Here is a 24,600-nt window from a genome sequence, read left to right on the forward strand (position 1 = left end):
AGCTTGCAGCTTGCAGCTTGCAGCTTGCAGCTTGCAGCTTGCAGCTTGCAGCTGCCCCTTGCCCTCCGTCATGAGCTAGAATACGCGCCCCCGACTGCTCCCCCTCCGAGGCTGTTCCGACGATGTTGATCTTGCGCGGCGCTCCCGCTCTTTCCGCCTTCCGTCACGGCAAGCTCCTGGCACAATTGACCGAGAAGGTCCCTGCTGTCAGCGGGCTATATGCCGAGTTCGCTCACTTCGCCGAGGTATCCGGCACCCTTGGCGCGGACGAGCAGCAAGTATTGGCCCGGCTGCTGAAATATGGCCCGAGCGTACCCGTGCAGGAGCCGGCCGGTCGGTTGTTCCTAGTCGTGCCGCGTTTCGGCACCATTTCTCCTTGGTCGAGCAAGGCCAGCGATATCGCCCGTAACTGCGGCTTGGACAAGATCCAGCGACTCGAGCGAGGCATCGCCTACTATGTCGCCGGAAGCTTTTCCGACGCTGAGGCAGCGCAAATCTCTGCGGCTCTGCATGACCGCATGACCCAACTGGTGCTCGATCGGTTCGAAAACGCGGAGAATCTGTTCAGTCATGCCCAGCCCAAGCCGCTCAGTGTCGTCGACGTGCTGGCGGGCGGCCGCGCTGCCCTGGAGAAAGCCAACGTAGAGCTAGGGCTAGCTCTGGCGGACGATGAAATCGAATATTTGGTAACCAGCTTCATCAGCCTCGGGCGTAACCCGCACGATATCGAATTGATGATGTTCGCCCAGGCCAACTCCGAGCATTGCCGTCACAAGATTTTCAACGCCAGTTGGGACATTGATGGCGAAAGCCAGGAAAAGTCGCTGTTCGGCATGATCAAGAACACCTTCCAACTGCACGGTGAAGGCGTGTTGTCCGCCTACAAGGACAACGCTGCGGTGATCGTGGGCAATGTGGCGGGGCGCTTCTACCCGAACGCCGAGACCGGTGAATACGCGGCGAATCAGGAGCCCGTGCACATCCTGATGAAGGTGGAAACCCACAACCACCCGACGGCCATCGCGCCATTCCCCGGCGCAGCTACTGGCTCCGGCGGCGAGATCCGCGATGAGGGCGCAACCGGTCGTGGCGCCAAGCCCAAGGCCGGCCTTACTGGCTTTACCGTTTCCAATCTGAACATCCCGGGCTTCGAGCAGCCTTGGGAAGTGCCTTACGGTAAGCCCGAACGCATCGTTACGCCGCTCGACATCATGATCGAAGGCCCGCTGGGCGGCGCGGCCTTCAATAACGAATTCGGCCGACCGGCGCTAAACGGTTATTTCCGTACCTTCGAGCAATCCATCGATACACCGCATGGCGCCGAAGTACGCGGCTATCACAAGCCGATCATGCTCGCTGGCGGCATGGGCAACATTCGTGAAGATCATGTGCAGAAGGCTGAAATCTCGGTAGGCGGCAAGCTGATCGTATTGGGCGGCCCGGCGATGCTGATCGGCCTCGGTGGCGGCGCGGCGTCATCCATGGCCACCGGCAGCAGCTCGGCGGACCTGGATTTTGCCTCGGTACAGCGTGACAACCCTGAAATGGAGCGCCGCTGCCAGGAGGTCATCGACCGCTGCTGGCAACTGGGCGAGAACAACCCGATCAAGTTCATCCATGACGTCGGTGCGGGTGGCTTGTCAAATGCTTTCCCGGAACTGGTCAATGATGGCGGTCGCGGTGGCCGTTTCGAACTGCGCAAGGTGCCCAATGATGAGCTGGGCATGGCGCCCCACGAGATCTGGTGTAACGAATCCCAAGAGCGCTACGTGTTGTCGGTCGATGCCGTCGACCTCGAACGTTTCGAGGCCATCTGCAAGCGCGAGCGCTGCCCCTTCGCCGTTGTCGGTGAAGCGACCGCCGAGCCGCACCTGACCGTTGCCGATCGTCATTTCGACAACAATCCAGTCGACATGCCGCTCAATGTGCTGCTCGGCAAGGCACCGCGCATGCACCGCAGCGCCGCTCGCGAAGCTGAGCTAGGCGATGATTTCGCGGCGGATCAAGTTGATCTGACCGAGGCCGTCAACCGCGTGCTGCACCACCCTGCGGTAGCCAGCAAAAGCTTTTTGATCACCATTGGCGATCGCAGCATCACCGGCATGGTTGCCCGCGACCAGATGGTCGGTCCGTGGCAGGTTCCGGTGGCTGATTGTGCCGTTACAGCCACCAGCTACGACGTCTACACCGGCGAAGCCATGGCCATGGGCGAACGTACGCCGTTGGCATTGCTCGATGCGCCGGCTTCGGGACGCATGGCGATCGGCGAGACGCTGACCAACCTAGCCGCTGCACGTATCGAAAAGATTTCCGACATCAAGCTGTCCGCCAACTGGATGGCCGCTGCCGGTCACCCAGGCGAGGATGCGCGCCTGTACGACACGGTCAAGGCTGTCGGTATGGAGCTGTGCCCGGAGCTGGGCATCACCATCCCGGTGGGCAAGGACTCTATGTCGATGAAGACCCGCTGGACCGACGGCGACGCGGAGAAGAGCGTGACCTCGCCGTTGTCGTTGATCGTGTCCGGCTTCGCCCCTGTGGTCGATATTCGCGAGACCCTGACGCCGCAACTGCGGCTGGATAAGGGCGAGACCGATCTGATCCTGGTCGATCTCGGTCGCGGGCAGAACCGTATCGGTGGTTCGATCCTCGCTCAGGTTTACGGTCAGATCGGTCGCCAGACGCCGGATGTGGACGACGCTGAAGACCTGCAGGCGTTCTTTGCGGTCGTTCAAGGCCTGAATGCCGACGGTTTGCTGCTGGCCTATCACGACCGTTCCGACGGTGGTTTGCTGACGACAGCGTTGGAGATGGCGTTTGCCGGTCACTGTGGCCTCAACCTCTGTCTTGATGCTCTGGCCGAGAATGCTGCGGAAGTCCCATCGGTGCTGTTCAACGAGGAATTGGGTGCACTGATTCAGGTCCGCCAGGGCGACACCGAAGTGGTGCTGGCACAGTTTAGCGCGGCCGGTCTGGCCGACTGCGTCGCTGTGGTCGGTCAGCCGATCAACAACGGTCATGTGGCGATCAAGTTCGACGGTGCCGACGTGTTTAGCGGCGACCGTCGTTTGTTACAGCGTCAGTGGTCCGAAACCAGCTACCAGATCCAGCGGCTACGCGACAATGTCGACTGTGCCGATCAGGAATTCGATGCGCTGCTCGAAGAGGACAACCCAGGCCTTAGCGTCAATCTGGGATTTGACCCCAACGAGAACGTTGCGGCGCCGTATATCAAGCGTGGCGTAAGACCCGAAATGGCGATCCTGCGCGAGCAGGGCGTCAATGGTCAGACCGAAATGGCCGCTGCGTTCGACCGCGCCGGCTTCGCCGCAGTCGACGTGCATATGAGTGACATTCTGTCGGGGCGCATCAGCCTCAATCGGTTCAAGGGGCTGGTCGCCTGTGGTGGCTTCTCTTATGGCGACGTGCTCGGCGCAGGTGAAGGCTGGGCCAAGTCGATCTTGTTCAACAGCCGCGCCCGCGAAGACTTCAGCGCCTTCTTCGAGCGCAAGGACAGCTTCTCGCTGGGTATCTGCAACGGCTGTCAGATGCTCTCGAACCTGCATGAGCTAGTGCCCGGCAGCGAGTCCTGGCCGCACTTCGTGCGCAACCGGTCCGAACAGTTCGAGGCGCGCGTGGCCATGGTTCAGGTACAGGACTCGCCGTCGATCTTCCTTCAGGGTATGGCTGGCTCGCGTCTGCCTATCGCCATTGCGCATGGGGAAGGGCACGCGGAATTCGAAAGCGAAGAGGCGCTGCTCGAAGCCGATCTGTCCGGCACTGTGGCGCTGCGTTATATCGATAATTACGGGAAGGTCACCGAGCGCTATCCGGCCAACCCGGGCGGTTCGCCGCGCGGCATCACCGGTCTCACTACCCGCGACGGTCGCGTGACCATCATGATGCCGCACCCGGAGCGCGTCTTCCGAGCGGTGACCAACTCCTGGCGCCCGGATGAGTGGCAGGAAGACGGCGGTTGGATGCGGATGTTCCGCAACGCGAGGGTCTGGGTCGACTGATTCAGGTCTGCGAAGGAAAAGAAAAAGCTCGGTAGCGTGCAGGCGCTCCGGGCTTTTTCCGTAACCATGGGGCGGCCGACCGTGATCGCTGAACCAAGCACCTAAGGCACCGTCTTATGTCGAACGCTGGCAGGTTGCCTGTCGGCTTTTGAAAACTGGTTTTTATTCGGTGGGGAAGGTGTTCCGCCGATTGTTCTTTGTGCGGAGACGTTGATGTACAAGCTGTGTTTCTATGTTCCGGAGAGTCATCTGGACGCAGTCAAGAAAGCGGTTTTTGCAGCCGGGGCCGGGCGTATTGGTGCATATGACAGCTGTTGCTGGCAGGTACTTGGGCATGGACAGTATCGGCCGCTCGAAGGCAGTCAGCCATTTCTCGGCCAGCAGGGCCAGTTGCAATCAGTATCGGAGTGGAAGGTTGAGCTGGTGGTGGCTGACGAGTTGATTCACGACAGCGTCAAGGCGCTCAAAAGAGCGCATCCGTACGAGACGCCAGCATTCGAGGTGTGGCGGCTTTCCGACATGCAGTTCTGATTGATGCTGAACGAGAAACCCCGGGTCGCCAATCGCGACTCGGGGTTTTTCGTTGCGCCGACGAGGGCAGGGATCACACATTGACGTTCAGGCGCACCTCGATATTTCCACGCGTCGCGTTGGAGTAAGGGCATACCTTGTGTGCGGCTTCGGTCAGTTGCTCGGCGGTTGTCTGGTCGAGGCCTGGCAGGCTGACGTTCAGCTCTACTTCGAGCCCGAATCCGCCCGGAATCTGGCCGATGCCAACCTTTCCGGTGACCGCAGTGTCGGCGGGCAGCTGTTGCTTCAGCTGGCTGGCGGTGAATTTGAGCGCGCCGATAAAGCATGCCGAGTAGCCCGCAGCGAACAGTTGCTCAGGATTGGTGCCTTCGCCGCCCTGACCGCCCAGTTCATGAGGGGTCGAAAGCTTCACGTCGAGCAGGCCGTCGGAAGATGCGGCACGACCGTCACGGCCTCCGATAGCGGTAGCAATAGCGGTATAGAGAACCTTGATGGTTTGCATGATTCGATTCCTTCGGTAATTAATAGCGGACATTTAAGTTATCGCGATAATATTTTGCGCACAAGATAAATATCGGGGCCGCACGACACGAGCGGTTTGCTTTGAATGAAGGAGCTTGCGGACGCTATCCGTTCGCGGTCAGGTCGTTCTCAGCAAGGCGCTGCGAAGGGACACGAGCTGGTTGCGCAAGGCCAGAAGCGCTTCGGGCGACTGGCCGGTGCACTCGACCATGCAGGAGGGGAAGTCTTCGGCGCGCTGCTTGAGGGCACGCCCGGCATCGGTAAGGTGCAGCTCTACCACTCGTTCATCCGTGTTACTGCGGGTCCGGCTGATCAGTCCTTCAGCTTCCAGGCGTTTAAGCAGTGGCGTTAGCGAGCCGGGCTCGGTCAGCAAGCGGGCGCTGATTTCACCAACGGTTAGGCCGTCGCGCTCCCACAACACGAGCATCGCCAGATACTGCGGGTACGTCAGACCAATGCTCTGCAGCAACGGCTTGTAGGCCTTGGTCATCTGCAGCGAGGCGGAGTAGAGCGCAAAGCACAGCTGGTTATCCAGCTGCAATTGCTTATCTGAAAAGGTCGTCGTCATGGCTGATCGAATGGCGGGGAGATGGGTTCACGTTAACGTGCTGCTCTGCTTCCTGCCAAGCTCGGTTAGTGGCCTAGGTAATTAGTTGGTTAACTCACCTAGCTCCTGAGGCAAGGCGCTGCGCTGTCGATAGGAAAAGCGCTAACACGGTAGGCCACGCTGTAGCTGGCCCCAGGCGCCAAAATTGACTAATCGAATTAAACAGACCGCTAGGGGCGAATCTCGATCAAGGTGCCGTCCTGTACCAGATTCCAGATCTCACGCATGTCGTCGTTCTTCAGTGCGATGCAGCCTTCGGTCCAGTCGAGGGTATGAAAGAACCATTCCGGATACTCTTCATCGAGCGGGGTCCCGTGGAGCATGATCATGCTGCCTGGCCGCGAGCCGTCACCGCTGGCTCGGGCCAGATCCTTGGCGTTCGGGTAAGAAATGTGCATCGCCAGGTTGTATTTGTCTGAAGTCTTGCGCCAGTCGATCCAATAGAGCCCCTCGGGCGTCCGGTGATCGCCTTCGCGCTGCTTGGGCCCCGGCTGCTTGCCCAGCGAGACGCGATAGCTCTTCATCATGACGCCCCGGCTGATCAGGTGCAGCTTGCGCTCGGATTTGACTACCAGAACCTTGTCGATAAAAAAGTCATCGAGCACTGGCGCGGAGGTGGCATGGGATAGGGCGGCAAACGTGAAGCAGAAAATCGCTAACAGCCAGCGCATTGGAGCTTTCCTGAATCCTTACGGCATCAAACCTGTTTGTATGCCACCCGCATTGCTTCGATGGCTTCGTTGCGCACCGGGAAGGTCTGCTGCACCCGGTCGGCGAAGAAGTATTCTAGGGTACGGCCTACCGTCGGAAAAGCGAGCGCCGACCAAGGGATTTCGGTCTGCCGAAAAAGCCTCACTTCAAGGCTCTCGGTGCCCGCGCAGAATTGCTCGTCGACCAATTCGGCACGAAAGAACATATAGACCTGATTGATGTGCGGCAGATCGAACAATGTATAGAGCTGCAGGTCCGTGACTCTGGCGCATGCTTCTTCCAATGTCTCTCGCTCCGCTGCTTGCTGCATGGTTTCGCCGTTTTCCATGAAGCCTGCCGGCAGTGTCCAGTATCCGCGTCGCGGTTCGATTGCGCGTCGGCAGAGCAGCACATGATCTTCCCAAACGGGGAGGCAGCCGGCGACGATACGTGGATTCTGATAGTGAATCATGTTGCATGATCCACAGACAAAGCGGGCCCTGTTGTCCCCATCAGGGATCAGTTCTGTTATCGGGCCTCCGCACTGGCTACAGAATTTCATCGCGATTCCTTCGGTGGTGAGTCGATCACCCTACTGTATTTTGACCCGATAGCAGGCTAATGCTGAAAGCGGTCTCGGGACAAAAAAATTTTCTATTACCGGGCGGTGGTTGATGCAGGAGCGAGCCGTCACCGTTAAAGCTGAAAGCGCCGGGTTTTAGCTTTGCCTGTCTTGGGCACCCTGCTGATTCATGCCATGATGCCTATCAAAGACAGAAAGAGAAGTTTCATGCTGGACAAGATTCTCCAACGGGTGCGCGACTACTCCCCGCATCTTCTGGAGCCGGAAGGCCGTATGCCTGAGGCGGCGGTATTGATGCCGATTACCCGTGGTGACTCACCGGAGCTGGTGTTGACTCTTCGCGCCAGTGGTTTGTCCACACACGGCGGAGAGGTGGCGTTTCCGGGCGGTCGCCGTGATCCGGAAGATCGCGATCTGATCGATACAGCTCTGCGCGAGGCCGAGGAAGAGGTTGGTCTGGCACCGGGGATCGTGGAAATCGTCGGGCCTCTCAGTAGCCTTGTTTCGCGCCATGGCATTCATGTCACCCCTTACGTTGGGATCGTGCCGGACTACGTCGAATATCGTGCGAATGATGCCGAAATAGCCTCGGTCTTTTCCGTGCCCTTGGAGTTCTTCTGCCAGGGTCCGCGTGAAGTTATCCACCGAATCGATTATCAGGGTGGCGCCTGGTACGTCCCGTCTTACCGTTATGGCGAATACAAAATCTGGGGGCTGACAGCCATCATGATCGTCGAGCTGGTAAATCTGGTGTACGACGCCGGGATTGAGTTGCGCCAGCCTCCCGCTTCCTTTGTCGATCTGAGCCAAACGAGGTCATGACCGTGAAATATCGCCTGGGTGACTCCTGCGTTGAAACCCACCCGCAAAGCTGGGTGGCACCGAACGCCACATTGGTCGGCAAGATTCGCCTGGATGCCGGAGCCAGCGTCTGGTTTGGCGCCGTGCTGCGTGGTGACAACGAGCTGATCCATATCGGCGAGAACAGCAACGTGCAGGACGGGAGCGTCATGCATACCGACATGGGTCACCCGCTAACGCTCGGCACTGGCGTCACCGTTGGCCATAACGCGATGCTGCACGGTTGCACGGTAGGCGACTACAGCCTTGTCGGCATCAATGCGGTGATTCTCAATGGGGCGAAAATCGGCAAGTACTGCATCATCGGCGCAAACGCGCTGATCGCTGAAGGCAAGGAGATCCCCGACGGTTCGCTGGTGGTGGGCTCGCCGGGCAAGGTGGTTCGCGAACTGACCGAGCAGCAGAAGAAGATGCTCGAAGCCAGCGCTGCGCATTATGTGCACAACGCTCAGCGTTACGCTCGTGACCTGTCGGAACAAGACGATTGAACGCTCAGGACAAGCCTGTCGCCTCTCCTTGTGTGAGTATCTGCGCATTGGATGAGGATGATATCTGCACCGGCTGCCAGCGCAGCGTCGATGAGATCCGTCGCTGGAGCTGTATGAACAATGCCGAGCGGCGCGACGTGTTACTGCGTTGCCACGAGCGTGCGCAGGCGAGTGGTCTGCTGCTCTAACACCGATGCGCAACGCGTCGGTGTGCGGCTTTGAATACGATCGAATAACGAGGAATACCATGCCCCGAATAGGCACTCCCCTGTCTGCCAGCGCTACTCGTGTGCTGCTCTGTGGTTCCGGTGAGCTTGGCAAGGAGCTGGTCATCGAGCTTCAACGCCTGGGCGTGGAAGTCATTGCGGTGGACCGTTACGCCAATGCACCGGCCATGCAGGTCGCGCATCGCCATCATGTGATCGACATGCTCGATGGCGCGGCGTTGCGGGCAATCATCGAGCAGGAGCAGCCGCACTTCATCGTGCCGGAAATCGAGGCGATTGCCACCGCGACGCTGGTCGAACTGGAGGGCGAGGGCTATACGGTAATCCCGACCGCGAGGGCCGCTCAGCTGACCATGAATCGTGAAGGCATTCGCCGGCTGGCTGCCGAAGAGCTTGGGCTTCCCACATCGCCCTATCGCTTCGCGGACTCGCTGGAGGAATGCCGTGCGGCGGCTTCAGCGCTCGGGTTTCCATGCTTGATAAAACCTGTCATGAGTTCATCTGGCAAGGGTCAGTCGGTGTTACGCGGCGAGTCCGATATTCTCCCCGCCTGGGAGTACGCCCAGGCCGGTGGCCGGGCTGGCAAGGGGCGGGTGATTGTCGAGGGCTTTATCGATTTCGACTATGAGATCACATTGCTGACGGTCCGCCACGCGGGCGGAACCACGTTCTGTCAGCCGGTCGGGCATCGTCAGGAGAAAGGCGATTATCAGGAATCCTGGCAGCCGCAGCCGATGACCGCCGGGGCGATGGCCGAGGCCGAGCGAATTGCCCTAGCCGTAACCGGTGCTCTGGGTGGGCGCGGCATCTTCGGTGTCGAATTGTTCGTTAAAAATGATCAGGTGTGGTTCTGCGAGGTCTCGCCGCGGCCGCACGATACCGGTTTGGTGACCCTTATTTCTCAGGATTTGTCCGAGTTCGCCTTGCATGCGCGAGCGATTCTCGGCTTGCCGATTCCGGCGATTCGGCAGCACGGCCCGTCCGCTTCGGCCGTAGTACTGGTGGAGGGCGAGTCCGCACAGGTGAGCTTCGGTAATCTGGCAGCGGCGATGGCCGAGCCGGATACCGCGTTGCGGCTTTTCGGCAAGCCGGGTGTCAGTGGCCAGCGGCGGATGGGAGTCGCACTGGCCCGTGATGAATCGACCGAGGCGGCGCGCGACAAGGCGCTACGAGCCGCGTCGGCGATCGATACGCAGCTCTAGACGAGGCGCGGGTCTGAATGACGCGGCTATTGCGCGTCGTTCGATGGTGCTGGGGGGCTCTCGATGACCCAGGCTCGCACGCTTTTCACGCGGTTGTCGGCCGCCTGCAGTATCTCCAGGCGGTACTGGTCGATCTGCAGACAAATGCCGCTGTCCGGAATGTGCTCCAGTGCCTCGGTTATCAATCCGTTGAGGGTCTTGGGGCCGTCGCAGGGCAGCTGCCAGCCGAGCGCGCGGTTCACTTCACGTAGATAGGCGGCACCATCAATAACCAGGGTGCCGTCGTCCTGCGGATGTATGTCGGGACTGCGTAAGGCATCCTGATTGCTGAACTCGCCGACGATCTCCTCGAGAATATCTTCCAGTGTGACGATACCCAGCACATCGCCATACTCGTCGACGACGATGCCGATGCGGCGCTTCTGCTTCTGGAAATTCAGCAGTTGCGTCGACAACGGCGTGCTTTCGGGCACGAAGTAGGGCTCGTTGCAAGCTTCCAGCAGGTTTTCCCGCGTCAACTGATCGTGGCTCAGCAGGCGCGCGATCTGGCGCATATGCACGATGCCTTCGATCTGGTTGATGTCCTTGCGAAATACCGGAAGGCGGGTGTGCGGCGTAGTGCGCAGCTGGGTCACTATGGTTTCCAGATCGTCCTCGAGATCAATGCCGGTGACCTCGTTGCGCGGAATCATGATGTCGTCGACGGTGACTCGTTCCAGATCAAGGATGCCGAGCAACATGCTTTGCCGATTCATCGGCATGTTGCTGCCCGATTCGCGCACCACGCTACGCAGCTCTTCGGTGGACAGGCTATCGGTGCCTTTCTTTGACGGGTCCACGCCGAGCAGTTTGAGCAATCCGTTGCTGATCCAGCCGAGCAGTGCCACCAGTGGGTAGAGCACTTTCTGTAGCAATAGAAGCGGAAGACTGACCGGGTATGCAACCGCCTCGGGTCGCAAAGCCGCCAGGGTCTTTGGCGTGATCTCACCGAAGATCAGCAGGATGATGGTCAGGCCGATAGTCGCGATCGCGATGCCGGCTTCGCCCCATAGCTTTATGGCCAGGACGGTTGCTATCGACGAGGCGAGGATATTGACGAAGTTGTTGCCGACCAGGATGGTCCCGAGCAGTCGGTCCGGCCGTGCCAGCAGGTCGCTGGCGCGTATTGCACCACGGTGCCCTTCCTTGGCCTGGTGGCGAAGGCGGTAGCGGTTGAGGCTAAGCATCCCGGTTTCGGAGCTGGAGAAGAATGCCGAGCAAAGAAGCAGGAAGACCAGCAAGCCGACCAGAAAGCCGGGGTGTAGATTTTCCACGTGGTTGCCTTAGATATGCAGGATGAATTCGCGGACCAGCTTGCTGCCGAAGTAGGCCAACATCAGCAGGCAGAAGCCCGCAAGCGTCCAGCGGATGGCCTTGTAGCCGCGCCAGCCAAGCTGGTGGCGCCCCCATAGCAGCAGGCCAAAAACTACCCAGGCGATGACCGATAGCAGCGTCTTGTGCACCAGATGCTGGGCGAACAGGTTATCGAGAAACAGCCAGCCGGAAATCAGCGAGGCCGAAAGCAGCAGCCAACCGGCCAGCAGGAAGCCGAACAGCAGGCTTTCCATGGTCTGCAAAGGCGGAAAGTTCTTGATCAGGCCGGACGGATGCTTGTGCCTGAGATGGTGGTCCTGCAACAGAAGAAGCAGCGATTGAAATACCGCAATCGTGAGCATCCCATAGGCAAGGATGGAGAGCAGGATGTGCGCAAGGATTCCCGGCTGCTCGCTGATGGCGGGCGCAGTGCCGGACGGGGCGAACTGGGCGAAAAGTACCGTCAGACAGCCCAGTGGGAAAAGCAACAGCAGCAGATTCTCGACCGGCATTCGATACAGTGCGAGCAGGATCAAGAGGATCACGGCCGCGGCTATCAGACTCGATGCAGTGAAGAAATCCAGGTGCAGGCCGCTCGGCGAGAGCAGTTGAATAAACAGGCTCACTCCGTGCGCAATTAGCGCCAGTGCGCCCAACGCGAGAAGCAGGCGTTTATCCGGTACGGTACGTTGCGCCAGGCGTAGGCCTTGATATCCGGTGACACCAGCATAAAGACAGGCGGCAGCTAGGCTCGGTAGCAAAGGATGCATAGGTCCGTTAACAGGTTTGGAAGGCGTTGAGTGTGGCACAAACACCCGAAGCGCAAAAGCGTGCGAATGCAGGGGTAGGTTGGCGCTGTTTATTGGTTGCTGTTGCTGGATCGGTACGGTGCCCTTGCTTGTCGTCAACGCGTTGCGGTTCATGTCGTCGAGTTAGTTCGGCGGTCGCGATCAAAAGCATTGACGGCGGGGTACCGGCATAGGGGTCGCAGCTTCTATAATCGATGCCTTAACCACATCTAGCGTGGAAACGGCACATGTTTGAAAACCTAACCGATCGCCTCTCGCAAACGCTTCGCCACGTTACAGGCAAGGCCAAGCTGACCGAGGACAACGTCAAAGACACCCTGCGTGAAGTTCGAATGGCACTGCTCGAGGCCGACGTCGCGCTGCCAGTGGTCAAGGATTTCGTCGCCAAGGTCAAGGATCGGGCCGTCGGTACGGAGGTTTCCAAGAGCCTGACACCTGGCCAGGCTTTCGTGAAGATCGTTCGCGCCGAGCTGGAAGAGCTGATGGGCGCGGCCAACGAAGACCTTGCCTTGAGTGTGGTGCCGCCGGCTGTGGTACTGATGGCGGGTCTGCAGGGCGCGGGCAAGACCACCACCGTTGGCAAGCTGGCGCGCTTCCTTAAGGAGCGCAAGAAAAAATCGGTACTGGTGGTTTCCGCAGACATTTATCGCCCGGCGGCGATCAAGCAACTGGAAACGCTGGCTGCGGAAGTGGGCGTGACCTTCTTTCCTTCGGATATCAGCCAGAAACCGGTCGAGATCGCTCAGGCAGCCATTCGCGAGGCCAAGCTCAAATATATCGACGTGGTATTGGTCGATACCGCCGGTCGCCTGGCCATTGATGCCGAAATGATGGCCGAGATCCAGGCGGTTCACGCGGCGATCAATCCGGCGGAGACGTTGTTCGTTGTCGACGCCATGACTGGTCAGGATGCTGCCAACACAGCGAAGGCTTTCGGTGAAGCGCTGCCGTTGACCGGCGTGGTGCTGACCAAGGTCGACGGTGACGCACGCGGTGGCGCCGCGTTGTCAGTGCGCCATATCACCGGAAAACCGATCAAATTTCTCGGCATGGGTGAGAAGAGCGACGCGCTAGAGCCGTTTCATCCTGATCGGATCGCCTCGCGTATCCTTGGCATGGGCGATGTACTCAGCCTGATCGAGCAGGCCGAACAGACCCTGGATCGAGAAAAGGCCGAGAAGCTCACCAAGAAGTTGAAGAAGGGTAAGGGCTTCGATCTGGAAGATTTCCGCGATCAACTTCAGCAAATGAAAAACATGGGTGGTCTCGGCGGTCTGATGGACAAGTTGCCTGCAATCGGAGGCATGAATCTGTCGCAGATGGGCAGCGCGCAAGGAGCAGCTGAGAAACAGTTCAAGCAAATGGAAGCCATCATCAACTCGATGACGCCCGTCGAGCGGCGTAATCCGGACATCATCAGCGGTTCTCGCAAGCGTCGCATCGCCATGGGGTCCGGCACACAGGCGCAGGATATCGGTCGGCTTATCAAGCAGCACAAGCAGATGCAGAAGATGATGAAGAAGGTCAGCGGCAAAGGCGGCATGGCGAAGATGATGCGCGGTATGGGCGGAATGCTCCCGGGGGGCGGCGGGATGCCCAAATTCTGATTTCTCGCGTTGCGGGCGGCTCTTTTACCAAGCGCCCGCCGAAGCGTGATAGGCCTGCTGCAAGGGCCTGCGGTTGTTTTTGAAAAAGCCATTTGCAAAAGTCCGGATAATCCTTAGAATATGCGGCCTTTCGGGCCTTGGGCCCTGCATTCAGATTTGCTGTACCGACTACAGGAACGATGTTCACATGGTAACTATTCGTCTCGCCCGTGGCGGCTCCAAGAAGCGCCCTTTCTACCACCTGACCGTGACCAACAGCCGCAACCCGCGCGATGGTCGTTTCGTTGAGCGTATCGGTTTCTTCAATCCGGTCGCCTCGGGTGCGGAAGTGAAGCTCTCTGTAAACCAGGAGCGTGCCACATACTGGCTGGGCCAGGGCGCACAGCCGTCTGAGCGTGTTGCTCAGCTGCTGAAGGAAGCTGCCAAGGCTGCTGCCTGAAACACATGAACGCAACGTCAGCCCCGGCCGAAGACCTGATCGTCATCGGCAAGATCGTTTCGGTGCATGGCGTGCGTGGTGACGTAAAGATCTATTCCTTTACCGATCCGATCGACAACCTGCTGGAATATCGTCGCTGGACGCTCAGGCGAGGTGACGAGGTCAAGCAGGTCGACCTGGTCAAGGGGCGCCTTCAGGGCAAGATCCTGGTGGCGACGCTGAAAGGGCTGACTGATCGTGAAGAGGCGCGTAGCTACGCCGATTTCGATATTTGCATACCCCGTAGCGAACTTCCTGCATTGACCGATGACGAGTTTTACTGGTTCCAGCTTCAGGGTCTGACAGTCATCAACCAGCTCGGGCAAGTTCTCGGCCGGGTAGACCATCTGCTCGAGACGGGAGCCAACGATGTCCTGGTGGTCAAGCCGTTCGACGGTAGCCTGGATGATCGTGAGCGACTGCTACCATACACCGACCCGTGTGTCTTGAAGGTCGATCTGGATGCCGGCGAGATGCACGTTGAATGGGATGCGGATTTCTGACCGACATGCCCAGTCTACGTGTCGATGTGATCAGTCTGTTTCCGGACATGTTCGCTGCCATCCGCGACTACGGTATTACCAGTCGCGCGGTAAAGCAGGGGTTGCTCCAGTTGCAGTGCTGGAACCCGCGCGCCTATACCGAAGATCGTCACCAGACGGTGGATGATCGCCCCTTCGGTGGTGGCCCCGGCATGGTAATGAAGATCAAGCCGCTGGAGCTTGCCCTGGCTGATGCCATGCAGGCCGCAGGCGAGAAGGCGAAAGTGATCTACCTTTCGCCGCAGGGGCGTCAGCTTAAGCAAGCTGATGTTCGTGACTTGGCGAAGGAAGAGGCGCTGATCCTTATAGCCGGTCGTTACGAGGGTATCGACGAGCGCTTTATCCAAGCGCATGTCGATGAAGAATGGTCGATCGGCGACTACGTACTGTCCGGTGGTGAGTTGCCGGCGATGGTGCTGATCGATGCAGTGACCCGATTGCTCCCTGGAGCCTTGGGGCATGCTGATTCCGCTGAGGAGGATTCGTTTACCGACGGCCTGCTCGACTGTCCGCACTACACGCGACCGGAAGTGTATGCGGATAAACGTGTTCCTGAGGTGCTGCTTAGCGGCAACCATGAACACATCCGGCGCTGGCGCTTGCAGCAGTCCCTCGGCAGGACCTGGGAACGCCGTGCTGATCTTCTGGATAGCCGCTCGCTTTCTGGGGAAGAACAAAAGCTGCTGAAGGAATACATCCGACAGCGGGACGATAGTTAACGTATCGATGGCACGCCAGAACGGCTTGTCTCAGGAGCACACAGCATGACCAACAAAATTATCCAGGCGCTCGAAGCCGAGCAGATGACCAAAGAACTGCCTCCGTTTGCCCCCGGTGACACTGTTGTCGTCCAGGTGAAGGTAAAGGAAGGCGAGCGTGAACGTCTGCAGGCCTTCGAAGGCGTCGTTATCGGCAAGCGTAACCGCGGCCTGAACAGCGCATTCACCGTTCGCAAGATATCTAACGGCGTTGGCGTTGAGCGTACCTTCCAGTACTACAGCCCAATGGTCGACAGCCTCAGCGTCAAGCGCCGTGGTGATGTTCGCAAAGCCAAGCTGTACTACCTTCGCGCGCTGTCCGGCAAGGCAGCCCGCATCAAGGAAAAGCTTTCCTGAGGAAGGTTTTCTTTTAAAAAAGCAGCCTACGGGCTGCTTTTTTATTGGGTCAATATTCGACTGAATACGTACATTACAAGTTACGGTTGTTGCTTGTGGTGGCGTGACAATAAGACCAGATTCGCAACACGGTGGCGGCTCCAATCTGGAGTGGTGTCACCCCCTTCCAGAGAAGTTGAGATCCAGCACCGTACCGAGTGATCCGTCAGGTAACCAAGGCGCTGCTTCTGCTGTTACCAATCACACTGTTCGGCGGCACCGCGCTTGCCTGGATGAGGTGTCGCTCATCATCGCAACGCGTTTCTGTTGCTTGCCGCTGGTAACGGTTTCTTGCGACCGGGTGGATTTCAATCACCCGACTCCTGCCGGTTCGATCGTTGAGCTGATCGGTCGTGTGGTTCGTGCCGGCAATACCCGTCTCAAGGTGGATGTCGAAAGCATGTAGAGCGACGGTCGCGAGCTTGCCGCCAAGACACCTTCAGCTTCGTTGCAGTAGGCGGCGTTGATTTCCCTGTGGCCGTGTTGCCGGCGATTGGCGACTGATTCTGGCGGAGCTGATGCGGCCTATGGAACACTAGCGCGCTTCCACCTGCCGAACACCCTTCATGCCTGCACTTGACGACCCCATAATTGACCGTTTCCTCGATGCACTTTGGCTCGAGAAGGGATTGTCGGACAACACTCGCGAGGCCTATCGCAGCGACCTGACGTTGTTTAACGGCTGGCTCGACGAGCACGGCGTGCGCTTGGTCGATGCTGGCCGCGACATGATCCTGGATCATCTTGCCTGGCGTCTGGCTAGCAGCTATAAGGCTCGCTCTACTGCACGGCTACTTTCCGGGCTTCGTGGCTTCTACCGGTTCCTCCTGCGCGAAGGTTCGATCTCGGTCGACCCTACGCTGCGGGTCGATCTGCCGCAACTTGGACGCCCGCTGCCCAAGGCGTTGTCCGAGGCAGATGTCGAGGCATTGCTGGCCGCTCCCGATATCGGAGAGCCGCTGGGAATGCGCGACCGTGCGATGCTGGAGGTCCTTTATGCGTCTGGTTTGCGAGTGACTGAATTGGTCAGCCTCAGCCTGGAACAGATCAATCTTCGCCAGGGTGTGCTGCGTACCTTCGGCAAGGGCAACAAGGAGCGTTTGGTGCCGCTGGGCGAGGAGGCCATGCACTGGCTGACGCGCTACCTGCGCGATGCCCGCGGGACGCTCCTTGCGGGTAAGGCCAGCGATGTGATCTTTCCCAGTCTGCGCGGCGACCAGATGACGCGCCAGACCTTCTGGTATCGAATCAAGCTGCACGCTAAGGTCGCGGGGATAGCGGTATCGATTTCACCGCATACGCTGCGTCATGCGTTCGCCACGCATTTGCTCAACCACGGCGCGGATCTTCGCACCGTGCAAATGCTGCTCGGCCACAGCGATTTATCTACCACGCAAATATATACACACATCGCTCGTGCGCGCCTGCAGGAACTGCATGCGCAGCACCACCCGCGTGGCTGAGTAGCGGTCGCTGGCAAGGTGCGTGACAACCGCAAAGCCAACGACCGAAACCTGGCGCCATGCGCCGTATGGCAGTGCCTATGTTAATCTGCCTGTCTTACCTTGATCGAAGTCGCCAGGAGATTTCATGCGCGTGATTCGTTTTTTTGCTGCCGCGACTATCGGTCTGGCAGGCTCCGTTGCGCTGGCTGCGGACGCCGACAAGGCGATCCGTGAATCCTTGCTCTCCATTCAGCCCGACATGCCGATCGAAGCGATTGCCGAAAGCCCCATGGACGGTGTTTACCAGGTGCAGCTCAAGGGCGGACGTCAGCTCTACGCCAGTGCTGACGGACAATTTTTGATCCAGGGTTACATGTTCCAGTTCAAGAACGGTCAGGCGACCAACCTGACCGAGCAGGCCCAGAGCCGCTCGGTTGCCAAGGCGATCGACGCCATTCCTACCAGCGAGATGGTGGTGTTCGCCCCCGAGAAACCGAAGACCCATATCACGGTGTTTACCGATACCGATTGCGGCTATTGCCAGAAGCTACACAGCGAAGTGCCTGAGCTGAATCGCCTGGGCGTCGAGGTTCGCTATATGGCCTTCCCAAGGCAGGGTATGGGTAGCCACGGGGCCAATACGCTGGCTAGCGTTTGGTGCGCCAAGGATCGTCAGGCTGCGATGAACAAGGCCAAGGCGCGTGAGGAAGTATCTTCCGCCAGCTGCGACAATCCAGTGGCCGAGCAGTACGAGCTGGGTCAGTTGATTGGTGTTCAAGGCACCCCGGCGATCGTTCTCGCTGACGGTCAGATCATTCCTGGTTACCAGCCCGCACCACAGCTTGCCGAGCTCGCATTGAAGGCGAAGTGATATTCGAGGAGGGCGCCTTCAGTCGAAAAGACGTCCTCCTGTTTGGCACCGCCTGAACTGTTGCGCCCCCTGCGTTCAAAGCCTGAAGGCATACATACCAAGGAGGCGCGAAGATGAAACTCGAAGGTTCCTGTCACTGCAAGGCTGTGCGTTTTTCGCTCGAGTCGGCCGAACCTTATCCCTTCATGCGGTGCTATTGCACTATCTGTCGCAAGACGGCTGGGGCGGGTGGCTATGCAATCAACCTGGGTGGTGATCATCGAACCCTGACTGTCGAAGGGCGCGAACACCTGAGCATCTATCAGGCGAAGATGGTTGATGCGCAAACGGGTTCAACCACCATCAGCGATGGCCAGCGTCATTTCTGCAAGCATTGCGGTAGCGCGCTCTGGCTGTGGGATCCGAATTGGCCGGATTTGGTTCACCCTCACGCATCCGCTATCGATACCGATTTACCGAGTCCTCCGGAGTCGACCCATCTGATGCTGGCTTCGAAAGCCTCTTGGGTCGAGCTGCAGATTGGCCCTGATGATCGCTGTTTCGATGAATACCCGGACGAGTCGCTCGCACAATGGCACCAGCGCCTGAGACTGCTAGGCAATTCCAGATAGCGGCGGGTCGCGTCATCATCTCCACCGATTTGACTAAACCCCGCGCGCTTCGTAATGTGCGACTCTTTTGTTCGGCCGCTGTACTCGGCCGTTCGTTGGTAATGGGGAGTGCAGCTTGAAACCGGTCAAAGTTGGCATCTGTGGGCTGGGAACCGTCGGTAGCGGTACCTTCAATGTGCTCGAGCGCAACGCTGCGGAAATAGCCCGCCGTGCCGGGCGTGGAATCGAGGTTGCGCAGATTGCTGCACGCCATCCGAACCCCAGGTGCGATACCGGTGACACCCCGATTACCGCTGATATCTTCGACGTCGCAAACAACCCCGAAATCGATATCGTCGTCGAGCTGATCGGCGGTTATACCCTGGCCCGTGAGTTGGTTCTCAAGGCGATCGAAAACGGCAAGCACGTGGTTACCGCGAACAAGGCGTTGATCGCGGTGCATGGCAACGAAATTTTCGCCAGGGCTCGTGAGAAAGGCGTCATCGTCGCGTTCGAAGCCTCGGTTGCTGGCGGAATCCCGGTGATCAAGGCGATTCGTGAAGGCTTGGCGGGTAATCAGATCAACTGGCTAGCGGGTATCATCAACGGTACCGGCAATTTCATCCTCACCGAGATGCGCGAGAAGGGCCGCACCTTCGAAGATGTACTCCAGGAGGCGCAGGAGCTGGGTTACGCCGAGGCCGATCCGACCTTCGACGTCGAGGGAATCGACGCTGCGCACAAGCTGACGATTCTTGCGTCCATTGCCTTTGGCGTGCCTTTGCAGTTCGAAAAAGCCTATACCGAAGGTATCTCCCGCTTGACCACGGCTGACGTAACTTATGCCGAGGCGCTGGGTTATCGCATCAAGCATTTGGGAGTCGCACGCAGCACGGCTTCGGGTATCGAGTTGCGTGTGCACCCGACGCTAATCCCGGCCGATCGTCTGATTGCCAACGTTAACGGCGTGATGAATGCCGTAATGGTCAACGGTGATGCGGTTGGTTCGACGCTCTATTATGGCGCGGGTGCCGGCATGGAGCCGACGGCATCGGCAGTTGTCGCCGATCTTGTCGACGTGGCCCGCGCGCTGACCACTGACCCGAACAATCGCGTCCCGCATCTGGCGTTCCAACCCGACTCGCTTTCGGCCCACCCGATCCTGCCGATCGGCGCCTGCGAAAGCGCCTATTACCTGCGCATTCAGGCCAAGGATCATCCTGGTGTTCTGGCCCAGGTCGCGACCATCTTGTCCGAGCGCGGGATCAACATCGAGTCGATCATGCAGAAGGAAGCCGAGGAGCATGACGGCCTGGTGCCGATGATCCTGGTCACTCACCGGGTTTTGGAAAAGCGCATCGACGACGCCATCTCGGCCCTCGAGCAGCTCGAAGGGGTCAGTGGCGACGTCGTGCGGATTCGTGTGGAACAGCTGAATTAACTGGAGTTGGAAGCTGGGAACTGGAAGCCAGAGTGGATCGCTCAGGTTTCAGGCTTCAGGCTTCAGGCTCGAACCGAAGGTTTGAAAAAATGCGCTACATCAGTACCCGTGGCCAGGCGCCCGCCCTGAATTTCGAAGACGTGCTGCTCGCCGGACTGGCCAGCGACGGTGGCCTCTACGTACCGGAAAACCTGCCGCGCTTCACTGTCGAGGAAATTGCCTCCTGGTCGGGTCTGCCGTACCACGAGCTGGCCTTCAAGGTTATGCGCCCGTTCGTTTCCGGCAGCATTCCAGATGCCGATTTCAAGCAGATTCTCGAAGAAACCTACGGCGTCTTCGCACATGGCGCGGTCGCTCCCCTGCGTCAGCTGAACGGCAACGAATGGGTCCTGGAGCTATTTCACGGCCCAACCCTGGCGTTCAAAGATTTCGCCCTGCAACTGCTCGGCCGCTTGCTTGACTACGTGCTGGCCAAGCGTGGCGAGCGCGTGGTGATCATCGGTGCGACCTCTGGGGATACCGGCTCGGCGGCGATCGAAGGCTGCCGTCGTTGCGACAACGTCGACATCTTCATCCTGCATCCGCACAACCGCGTATCGGAAGTGCAGCGCCGGCAGATGACGACCATTTACGGTGACAACATCCACAACATCGCCATCGAAGGCAACTTCGATGACTGCCAGGAAATGGTCAAGGACAGCTTTGCCGATCAGGGCTTCCTCAAGGGAACTCGTCTGGTGGCAGTGAACTCGATCAACTGGGCGCGGATCATGGCCCAGATCGTCTACTACTTCCACGCCGCGCTACAGTTGGGCGGTCCGGCGCGTTCGGTGGCGTTCTCCGTGCCGACCGGTAACTTCGGCGACATCTTCGCCGGCTACCTGGCGCGCAACATGGGCCTGCCGATCAGCCAACTGGTGGTCGCGACCAACCGCAACGACATTCTGCATCGTTTCATGAGTGGCAACCGCTACGACAAGGACACTCTGCATCCTTCGCTGTCACCCTCCATGGATATCATGGTGTCGTCGAACTTCGAGCGCCTGCTGTTCGATCTGCACGGGCGTAACGGCGCCGCCGTGGCCGAGCTGATGAACACCTTCAAGTCCAGTGGCAAACTGTCGGTGGAAGAGGAGCGCTGGACAGAGGCACGCAAGCTGTTCGATTCGCTGGCCGTGGATGACGAACAGACCTGCAAGACCATTGCCGAAGTATTCACCAGCACCGGTGAGCTACTTGATCCGCACACTGCGATCGGCGTTTATGCCGCACGTGAATGCCGTCGCAGCCTGTCGACACCCATGGTGACGCTGGCCACTGCCCATCCGGTGAAATTCCCCGAGGCGGTCGAGAAGGCTGGTGTTGGTAAGGCGCTTGAGCTTCCGACCCACCTCGCCGACCTGTTCGAGCGACCGGAGCGCTGCACGGTGCTGGCCAATGATCTCAAGACGATGCAGGCCTTTGTCGGCGAGCACGGCAATCGCGGCAAGCCGCTGTGATTTGACTCGCTAATTCATCCGATGGAAGCGCTTGGTTTCCGTGACGGGACCAAGCGCAAGTCGGTCAGCTTTTGTCGAGCTAAACGCTGTGCTTCACCGGAGCGTCGTTGCTTACCTTGCTCGACGTGGCCAACCGCTTTCAGCGGAGCAGCGGGGAACTGGCAGAGTATTCAAAGGCGCTAAGTTCGCGCGTTCCTTGCTCAAGGGTCCGCCATCGGTCTTACAGCGCTATCGAGCCGGCAGCTCCACAGGCCATCAACCCACGACAATTACTCCCTCAAGATTGACCGCTTCGAGCTTGTGGCTGAGGTGGCCTCTGAGAATATTGCCCAAGCGCTTGCCGTCACGATCCCGCAATGCATCGATCATTTCCTCGTGGTCGTTCACCGCCTTGCGCCAAAAGTCTTCGTTCATTTCCATCGTGTAGCGAATTCTTTTCACTCGCTGGCTGAGGTTGTTGTACATCTCCAGCAGGATCGGGTTCCCGGAAGCCAGCAGAATCCTTTCATGTATTTGCTGGTTGGCTTGGAAATAAGCCTGCAGGTCCTTGCGCTCGTAGTAATCGACCATTTTCTGGTGAAGCTCGCAAAGGGCTGCCAACTCTTCGTCGTTCAGACGATAGCAGGCGGCTTCGCCGGCCAGCCCTTCCAGGGCCGCCATGACATCGTAGGTGTGTTTCACGTCGCTTAGAGACAAGCGGCTTACGCGTGCTCCCCGATTCGGCAGAATTTCCACTAGTCCTTCTGAAGTCAAAACCTTCAGCGCCTCGCGAAGCGGCGTTCTGGAAATGCCGAACGTCTCGCAAAGCTGCTTCTCGGAAATTTTTTCACCTGCGACCAGCGAGCCGTGCTCGATCAACTCACGGATTCGGTTTGCGGCTTCCTGATACAGGATCTTGTGCTGAATTTTTTCCAAGGGGGCGTATTCCTGATGAGGCACACCGATAGCTGAATCACGTCCGCTGTTGATATCAGTGAAAGGTCTGCTAGCGTTTGAATTAAGAATACAAAATAGGTCAAAAGTGCGACATACGCTAAAAGGGAGTAACAAAGGTAGGCGCATATGCGCCACGCCAAAGCCTGGCTCCGCGCTGTTGCCCTGCAATGCACGGGCCTGATCAGTTCGCCTGGCTCTGCACCGGGCCCTCAGAGGAAATAACATGGCTGGCAAGGTATATCGTTCGAACGTAGTCATATCACGGGCACAAGCCCGGCGAATTATCGATGCCGCGTTCGCCGAGGCAAGAGCCAAGGATATGGAACCGCTCACCCTATTCGTCATGGATGCCGGCGGCAACCTCATCGCGGCCGAACGCGAAGATGGCTGTGCACCCTTGCGCTTTCCGGTCGCCAGAGGCAAAGCCTTTGCGGCACTGGGCAACGGTATATCCAGCCGTACGGTCGGCGAGCGAAACGAATCACGTCCTGCTTTTCTAGCCTCGGTGGCGGCGGCTTCCGACGGGCACTTCGTGCCCGTACCGGGCGGAGTGTTGATTCTCTCGAACAATGACGAAGTGATCGGTGCCGTGGGAGCCAGCGGTGCGTCCTCGGACGAGGACGAGCAAGTGGCCATTCTGGGAATAGAAGCGGCAGGGTTCCGGGCCGGTATCGTTCCGGCCTGACGCCCGCCTTCAGTGGGATTGGCGATCGGCACTGGCAGATCGCCTCGCATCGATCTGCTCGCCATGGGTACGATCGCTTTTCGGCTGACGATTAGCACCAGCGCCTCGCATCGACGCTCATTCATCGCGGCTGCCACTTTCCCAACGGCTGTGCCGGATAACCCGCCAAACCTTTTCTGAACCAAGGTAGCCAGGACTGACGACGGAGCGCTGCTCCTGCGTCGGCCTGCGCTTCGCCTTGTCCGGCGAAAGGGACAGACGGTGGCGATTTTTCTTGCCTCATTCCTGGCGTACCGCAAAAAGCTGGTCTAAGGTCTGGATCGGGTTATGAATAATGAATTCATTTTTCGTTTCCCGGCGCGATTGCCGGTTCAGCCGCTACCGGCGTTGCAGTGGGGACGGGTTATTCCTCGACTGTAAGGATGGTCTTTGCGGTACGCCTCGATAAAAACAAGAGTGGAGGTCAGCATGAAAATATTGAAAACAGCCTTGATCGCATCCCTGTTCGGTCTAGCCACGACCACAGCCCAGGCGGCCGAACTCCAGATCAAGTTCGGCCATGTCGGCGGACCGGGATCTTTGTTCGAAATCACCGCCAATAAATTCGCCGAGACCGTTAACGAAAAGCTCAAGGGCAAAGCCAAGGTCGTGACCTACGGCTCCAGCCAATTGGGCAGCGACTCCCAGATGCTCAACAAGCTCAAGCTGGGCTCGCTCGACCTGGCCTTGCCGTCGACGGTGATGAGTAGCGTGGCGCCGGAGTTTTCGCTATTCGAGATGCCGTACCTGATCACCGATCGGGAACATATGAAGCGAGTTCGCGACGAGCTGGTGCGTGACGTGATGTACAAGACCGCCGAAGACAAGGGCTACCGGATCATCGGGGTGTGGGAAAACGGCTTCCGGCAAATCACCAACAACTCTCGGCCGATCGTCGTACCGGAGGATCTCAAAGGGCTCAAGCTGCGCACGCCCAACGGCATATGGCGTGTCGAGATGTTCAAGAGCTACGGCGCCAACCCGGCTCCGATGGCGCTCTCCGAAGCCTTTGTGGCGCTGCAGACCGGTGCCATGGATGGTCAGGAAAATCCGCTGGTGCAGATTTATTCCCAGCGTTTCCATGAAGTGCAGAAATACCTTTCCCTTTCCAATCACGTCTACACCCCTGCGTTCGTTCTCGCTGGCGCCAGTTGGAAGCGTTTTCCCGAGGACGTGAGGAAGGTCCTGAGCGACGCTGCTGTGGAAGCCGAAGCCTATGCGCTTGAACAAGGGGAAATGCTCGATGAAAGCCTCGTCAAGAAAATGGAGGAGGCAGGCATGGAGGTGAACAAGGTCGATCAGCAGGCCTTCATCGACGGCTCCAAGGCCATCTACGCGAAGTTCGCCAAGGAAGTCGAAGGTGGCCAGGAAATGCTCGACGAGGTCGAACAGCTTCGCCAGATGTAACCGACTTCGCGTCT

At 58.7% G+C, this 24,600-nt stretch carries 25 protein-coding genes and 1 pseudogene; 19 read left to right on the top strand and 7 right to left on the bottom strand.

Going from position 1 to position 24,600, the window contains the following annotated elements:
- Positions 1-122: 122 nt before the first annotated feature.
- Both purL and AC2LD7_RS12750 read left to right on the top strand, forming a co-directional pair.
- Entirely contained in the window at positions 123-4,019 is a 3,897-nt protein-coding gene (gene purL / locus AC2LD7_RS12745; RefSeq protein WP_484598105.1) for a phosphoribosylformylglycinamidine synthase, read from the top strand.
- 213 nt (positions 4,020-4,232) lie between these two features.
- Complete coding sequence (locus AC2LD7_RS12750; protein WP_484598106.1) at positions 4,233-4,550, top strand: NGG1p interacting factor NIF3; 318 nt, start codon at positions 4,233-4,235, stop codon at positions 4,548-4,550.
- Between the two features lie 73 nt (positions 4,551-4,623).
- Here AC2LD7_RS12750 and AC2LD7_RS12755 read toward each other — a convergent pair whose 3' ends face one another.
- The 4 genes from AC2LD7_RS12755 to AC2LD7_RS12770 form a co-directional block, all read right to left on the bottom strand.
- Positions 4,624-5,052: an organic hydroperoxide resistance protein gene (locus tag AC2LD7_RS12755; protein WP_484598107.1), complete on the bottom strand. Its 429-nt coding sequence runs from the start codon at positions 5,050-5,052 to the stop codon at positions 4,624-4,626.
- A gap of 138 nt (positions 5,053-5,190) precedes the next feature.
- Positions 5,191-5,640, bottom strand: coding sequence for a MarR family winged helix-turn-helix transcriptional regulator (locus AC2LD7_RS12760; RefSeq protein ID WP_484598108.1), 450 nt, complete (start codon positions 5,638-5,640; stop codon positions 5,191-5,193).
- A 209-nt stretch (positions 5,641-5,849) separates the two neighbouring features.
- A complete protein-coding gene (locus AC2LD7_RS12765; protein ID WP_484598109.1) occupies positions 5,850-6,350 on the bottom strand; it encodes a L,D-transpeptidase family protein in 501 nt (166 codons plus the stop codon).
- Positions 6,351-6,376: 26 nt separating this feature from the next.
- Positions 6,377-6,931 (bottom strand): NUDIX hydrolase, encoded by a 555-nt coding sequence (locus tag AC2LD7_RS12770; protein WP_484598110.1) that lies wholly within the window; start codon positions 6,929-6,931, stop codon positions 6,377-6,379.
- A gap of 228 nt (positions 6,932-7,159) precedes the next feature.
- On the opposite strand from AC2LD7_RS12770, the gene AC2LD7_RS12775 reads away from it, so the two are divergent.
- From AC2LD7_RS12775 to purT, 4 genes are read left to right on the top strand one after another with little or no spacing between them, the layout of a single operon-like run.
- Complete coding sequence (locus AC2LD7_RS12775) at positions 7,160-7,774, top strand: CoA pyrophosphatase (RefSeq protein WP_484598111.1); 615 nt, start codon at positions 7,160-7,162, stop codon at positions 7,772-7,774.
- A 2-nt stretch (positions 7,775-7,776) separates the two neighbouring features.
- Positions 7,777-8,301: a gamma carbonic anhydrase family protein gene (locus AC2LD7_RS12780; RefSeq protein ID WP_484598112.1), complete on the top strand. Its 525-nt coding sequence runs from the start codon at positions 7,777-7,779 to the stop codon at positions 8,299-8,301.
- Positions 8,298-8,489 carry a DUF1289 domain-containing protein gene (locus tag AC2LD7_RS12785; RefSeq protein ID WP_484598113.1) on the top strand — a complete coding sequence of 64 codons (192 nt, stop codon included), beginning with the start codon at positions 8,298-8,300 and terminating at the stop codon, positions 8,487-8,489. The genes AC2LD7_RS12780 and AC2LD7_RS12785 overlap by 4 nt, the downstream gene beginning before the upstream one ends.
- A 59-nt stretch (positions 8,490-8,548) precedes the next feature.
- Complete coding sequence (purT, locus tag AC2LD7_RS12790) at positions 8,549-9,730, top strand: formate-dependent phosphoribosylglycinamide formyltransferase (RefSeq protein WP_484598114.1); 1,182 nt, start codon at positions 8,549-8,551, stop codon at positions 9,728-9,730.
- 26 nt (positions 9,731-9,756) lie between these two features.
- On the opposite strand, the gene AC2LD7_RS12795 is transcribed toward purT, so the two are convergent.
- Entirely contained in the window at positions 9,757-11,043 is a 1,287-nt protein-coding gene (locus AC2LD7_RS12795) for an HlyC/CorC family transporter (protein WP_484598115.1), read from the bottom strand.
- 9 nt (positions 11,044-11,052) lie between these two features.
- Positions 11,053-11,853, bottom strand: a complete 801-nt coding sequence (locus AC2LD7_RS12800; RefSeq protein ID WP_484598116.1) for a cytochrome C assembly family protein — start codon at positions 11,851-11,853, stop codon at positions 11,053-11,055.
- A gap of 266 nt (positions 11,854-12,119) precedes the next feature.
- Here AC2LD7_RS12800 and ffh point away from each other — a divergent pair, with 266 nt between their 5' ends.
- The 11 genes and pseudogenes from ffh to thrC all read left to right on the top strand — a co-directional run bounded on the left by ffh (position 12,120) and on the right by thrC (position 21,519).
- Complete coding sequence (ffh, locus tag AC2LD7_RS12805; protein WP_484598117.1) at positions 12,120-13,499, top strand: signal recognition particle protein; 1,380 nt, start codon at positions 12,120-12,122, stop codon at positions 13,497-13,499.
- A 187-nt stretch (positions 13,500-13,686) separates the two neighbouring features.
- Complete coding sequence (rpsP, locus tag AC2LD7_RS12810; RefSeq protein WP_484598118.1) at positions 13,687-13,938, top strand: 30S ribosomal protein S16; 252 nt, start codon at positions 13,687-13,689, stop codon at positions 13,936-13,938.
- A 5-nt stretch (positions 13,939-13,943) separates the two neighbouring features.
- Positions 13,944-14,480: a ribosome maturation factor RimM gene (rimM, locus tag AC2LD7_RS12815; RefSeq protein WP_484598119.1), complete on the top strand. Its 537-nt coding sequence runs from the start codon at positions 13,944-13,946 to the stop codon at positions 14,478-14,480.
- Positions 14,481-14,485: 5 nt separating this feature from the next.
- Positions 14,486-15,238 (top strand): tRNA (guanosine(37)-N1)-methyltransferase TrmD, encoded by a 753-nt coding sequence (trmD, locus tag AC2LD7_RS12820; protein ID WP_484598120.1) that lies wholly within the window; start codon positions 14,486-14,488, stop codon positions 15,236-15,238.
- 45 nt (positions 15,239-15,283) lie between these two features.
- Positions 15,284-15,634: a 50S ribosomal protein L19 gene (gene rplS, locus AC2LD7_RS12825; RefSeq protein ID WP_021208319.1), complete on the top strand. Its 351-nt coding sequence runs from the start codon at positions 15,284-15,286 to the stop codon at positions 15,632-15,634.
- A 153-nt stretch (positions 15,635-15,787) separates the two neighbouring features.
- Positions 15,788-16,177, top strand: a pseudogene (locus AC2LD7_RS12830) (acyl-CoA thioesterase).
- Between the two features lie 62 nt (positions 16,178-16,239).
- Positions 16,240-17,136 (top strand): site-specific tyrosine recombinase XerD, encoded by an 897-nt coding sequence (xerD, locus tag AC2LD7_RS12835; protein ID WP_484598121.1) that lies wholly within the window; start codon positions 16,240-16,242, stop codon positions 17,134-17,136.
- Positions 17,137-17,263: 127 nt separating this feature from the next.
- Positions 17,264-17,989, top strand: a complete 726-nt coding sequence (locus tag AC2LD7_RS12840) for a DsbC family protein (RefSeq protein WP_484598122.1) — start codon at positions 17,264-17,266, stop codon at positions 17,987-17,989.
- A gap of 113 nt (positions 17,990-18,102) precedes the next feature.
- Positions 18,103-18,600 (top strand): GFA family protein, encoded by a 498-nt coding sequence (locus AC2LD7_RS12845; protein ID WP_484598123.1) that lies wholly within the window; start codon positions 18,103-18,105, stop codon positions 18,598-18,600.
- A gap of 115 nt (positions 18,601-18,715) precedes the next feature.
- The gene (locus AC2LD7_RS12850) at positions 18,716-20,020 is read left to right on the top strand and encodes a homoserine dehydrogenase (RefSeq protein ID WP_484598124.1); all 1,305 of its coding nucleotides are present in this window, start codon (positions 18,716-18,718) and stop codon (positions 20,018-20,020) included.
- A gap of 89 nt (positions 20,021-20,109) precedes the next feature.
- Positions 20,110-21,519, top strand: a complete 1,410-nt coding sequence (gene thrC, locus AC2LD7_RS12855) for a threonine synthase (protein ID WP_484598125.1) — start codon at positions 20,110-20,112, stop codon at positions 21,517-21,519.
- Positions 21,520-21,774: 255 nt separating this feature from the next.
- Here thrC and AC2LD7_RS12860 read toward each other — a convergent pair whose 3' ends face one another.
- Complete coding sequence (locus tag AC2LD7_RS12860) at positions 21,775-22,623, bottom strand: GntR family transcriptional regulator (RefSeq protein ID WP_484598126.1); 849 nt, start codon at positions 22,621-22,623, stop codon at positions 21,775-21,777.
- Between the two features lie 55 nt (positions 22,624-22,678).
- Here AC2LD7_RS12860 and AC2LD7_RS12865 point away from each other — a divergent pair, with 55 nt between their 5' ends.
- Both AC2LD7_RS12865 and AC2LD7_RS12870 read left to right on the top strand, forming a co-directional pair.
- Positions 22,679-23,140: a GlcG/HbpS family heme-binding protein gene (locus tag AC2LD7_RS12865; RefSeq protein ID WP_484598127.1), complete on the top strand. Its 462-nt coding sequence runs from the start codon at positions 22,679-22,681 to the stop codon at positions 23,138-23,140.
- A 468-nt stretch (positions 23,141-23,608) separates the two neighbouring features.
- Entirely contained in the window at positions 23,609-24,586 is a 978-nt protein-coding gene (locus AC2LD7_RS12870; RefSeq protein ID WP_484598128.1) for a TRAP transporter substrate-binding protein, read from the top strand.
- Positions 24,587-24,600 lie beyond the last annotated feature (14 nt).

This window comes from Stutzerimonas sp., from assembly GCF_982611455.1.

Bases quoted from the DNA above. Each gene is read 5' to 3' on its own strand.
- purL (WP_484598105.1), top strand. From the start codon at position 123: ATGTTGATCTTGCGCGGCGCTCCCGCTCTTTCCGCCTTCCGTCACGGC.
- AC2LD7_RS12750 (WP_484598106.1), top strand. From the start codon at position 4,233: ATGTACAAGCTGTGTTTCTATGTTCCGGAGAGTCATCTGGACGCAGTC.
- AC2LD7_RS12755 (WP_484598107.1), bottom strand. From the start codon at position 5,052: ATGCAAACCATCAAGGTTCTCTATACCGCTATTGCTACCGCTATCGGA.
- AC2LD7_RS12760 (WP_484598108.1), bottom strand. From the start codon at position 5,640: ATGACGACGACCTTTTCAGATAAGCAATTGCAGCTGGATAACCAGCTG.
- AC2LD7_RS12765 (WP_484598109.1), bottom strand. From the start codon at position 6,350: ATGCGCTGGCTGTTAGCGATTTTCTGCTTCACGTTTGCCGCCCTATCC.
- AC2LD7_RS12770 (WP_484598110.1), bottom strand. From the start codon at position 6,931: ATGAAATTCTGTAGCCAGTGCGGAGGCCCGATAACAGAACTGATCCCT.
- AC2LD7_RS12775 (WP_484598111.1), top strand. From the start codon at position 7,160: ATGCTGGACAAGATTCTCCAACGGGTGCGCGACTACTCCCCGCATCTT.
- purT (WP_484598114.1), top strand. From the start codon at position 8,549: ATGCCCCGAATAGGCACTCCCCTGTCTGCCAGCGCTACTCGTGTGCTG.
- AC2LD7_RS12800 (WP_484598116.1), bottom strand. From the start codon at position 11,853: ATGCATCCTTTGCTACCGAGCCTAGCTGCCGCCTGTCTTTATGCTGGT.
- ffh (WP_484598117.1), top strand. From the start codon at position 12,120: ATGTTTGAAAACCTAACCGATCGCCTCTCGCAAACGCTTCGCCACGTT.
- rpsP (WP_484598118.1), top strand. From the start codon at position 13,687: ATGGTAACTATTCGTCTCGCCCGTGGCGGCTCCAAGAAGCGCCCTTTC.
- rimM (WP_484598119.1), top strand. From the start codon at position 13,944: ATGAACGCAACGTCAGCCCCGGCCGAAGACCTGATCGTCATCGGCAAG.
- trmD (WP_484598120.1), top strand. From the start codon at position 14,486: ATGCCCAGTCTACGTGTCGATGTGATCAGTCTGTTTCCGGACATGTTC.
- rplS (WP_021208319.1), top strand. From the start codon at position 15,284: ATGACCAACAAAATTATCCAGGCGCTCGAAGCCGAGCAGATGACCAAA.
- xerD (WP_484598121.1), top strand. From the start codon at position 16,240: ATGCCTGCACTTGACGACCCCATAATTGACCGTTTCCTCGATGCACTT.
- AC2LD7_RS12840 (WP_484598122.1), top strand. From the start codon at position 17,264: ATGCGCGTGATTCGTTTTTTTGCTGCCGCGACTATCGGTCTGGCAGGC.
- AC2LD7_RS12845 (WP_484598123.1), top strand. From the start codon at position 18,103: ATGAAACTCGAAGGTTCCTGTCACTGCAAGGCTGTGCGTTTTTCGCTC.
- thrC (WP_484598125.1), top strand. From the start codon at position 20,110: ATGCGCTACATCAGTACCCGTGGCCAGGCGCCCGCCCTGAATTTCGAA.
- AC2LD7_RS12865 (WP_484598127.1), top strand. From the start codon at position 22,679: ATGGCTGGCAAGGTATATCGTTCGAACGTAGTCATATCACGGGCACAA.
- AC2LD7_RS12870 (WP_484598128.1), top strand. From the start codon at position 23,609: ATGAAAATATTGAAAACAGCCTTGATCGCATCCCTGTTCGGTCTAGCC.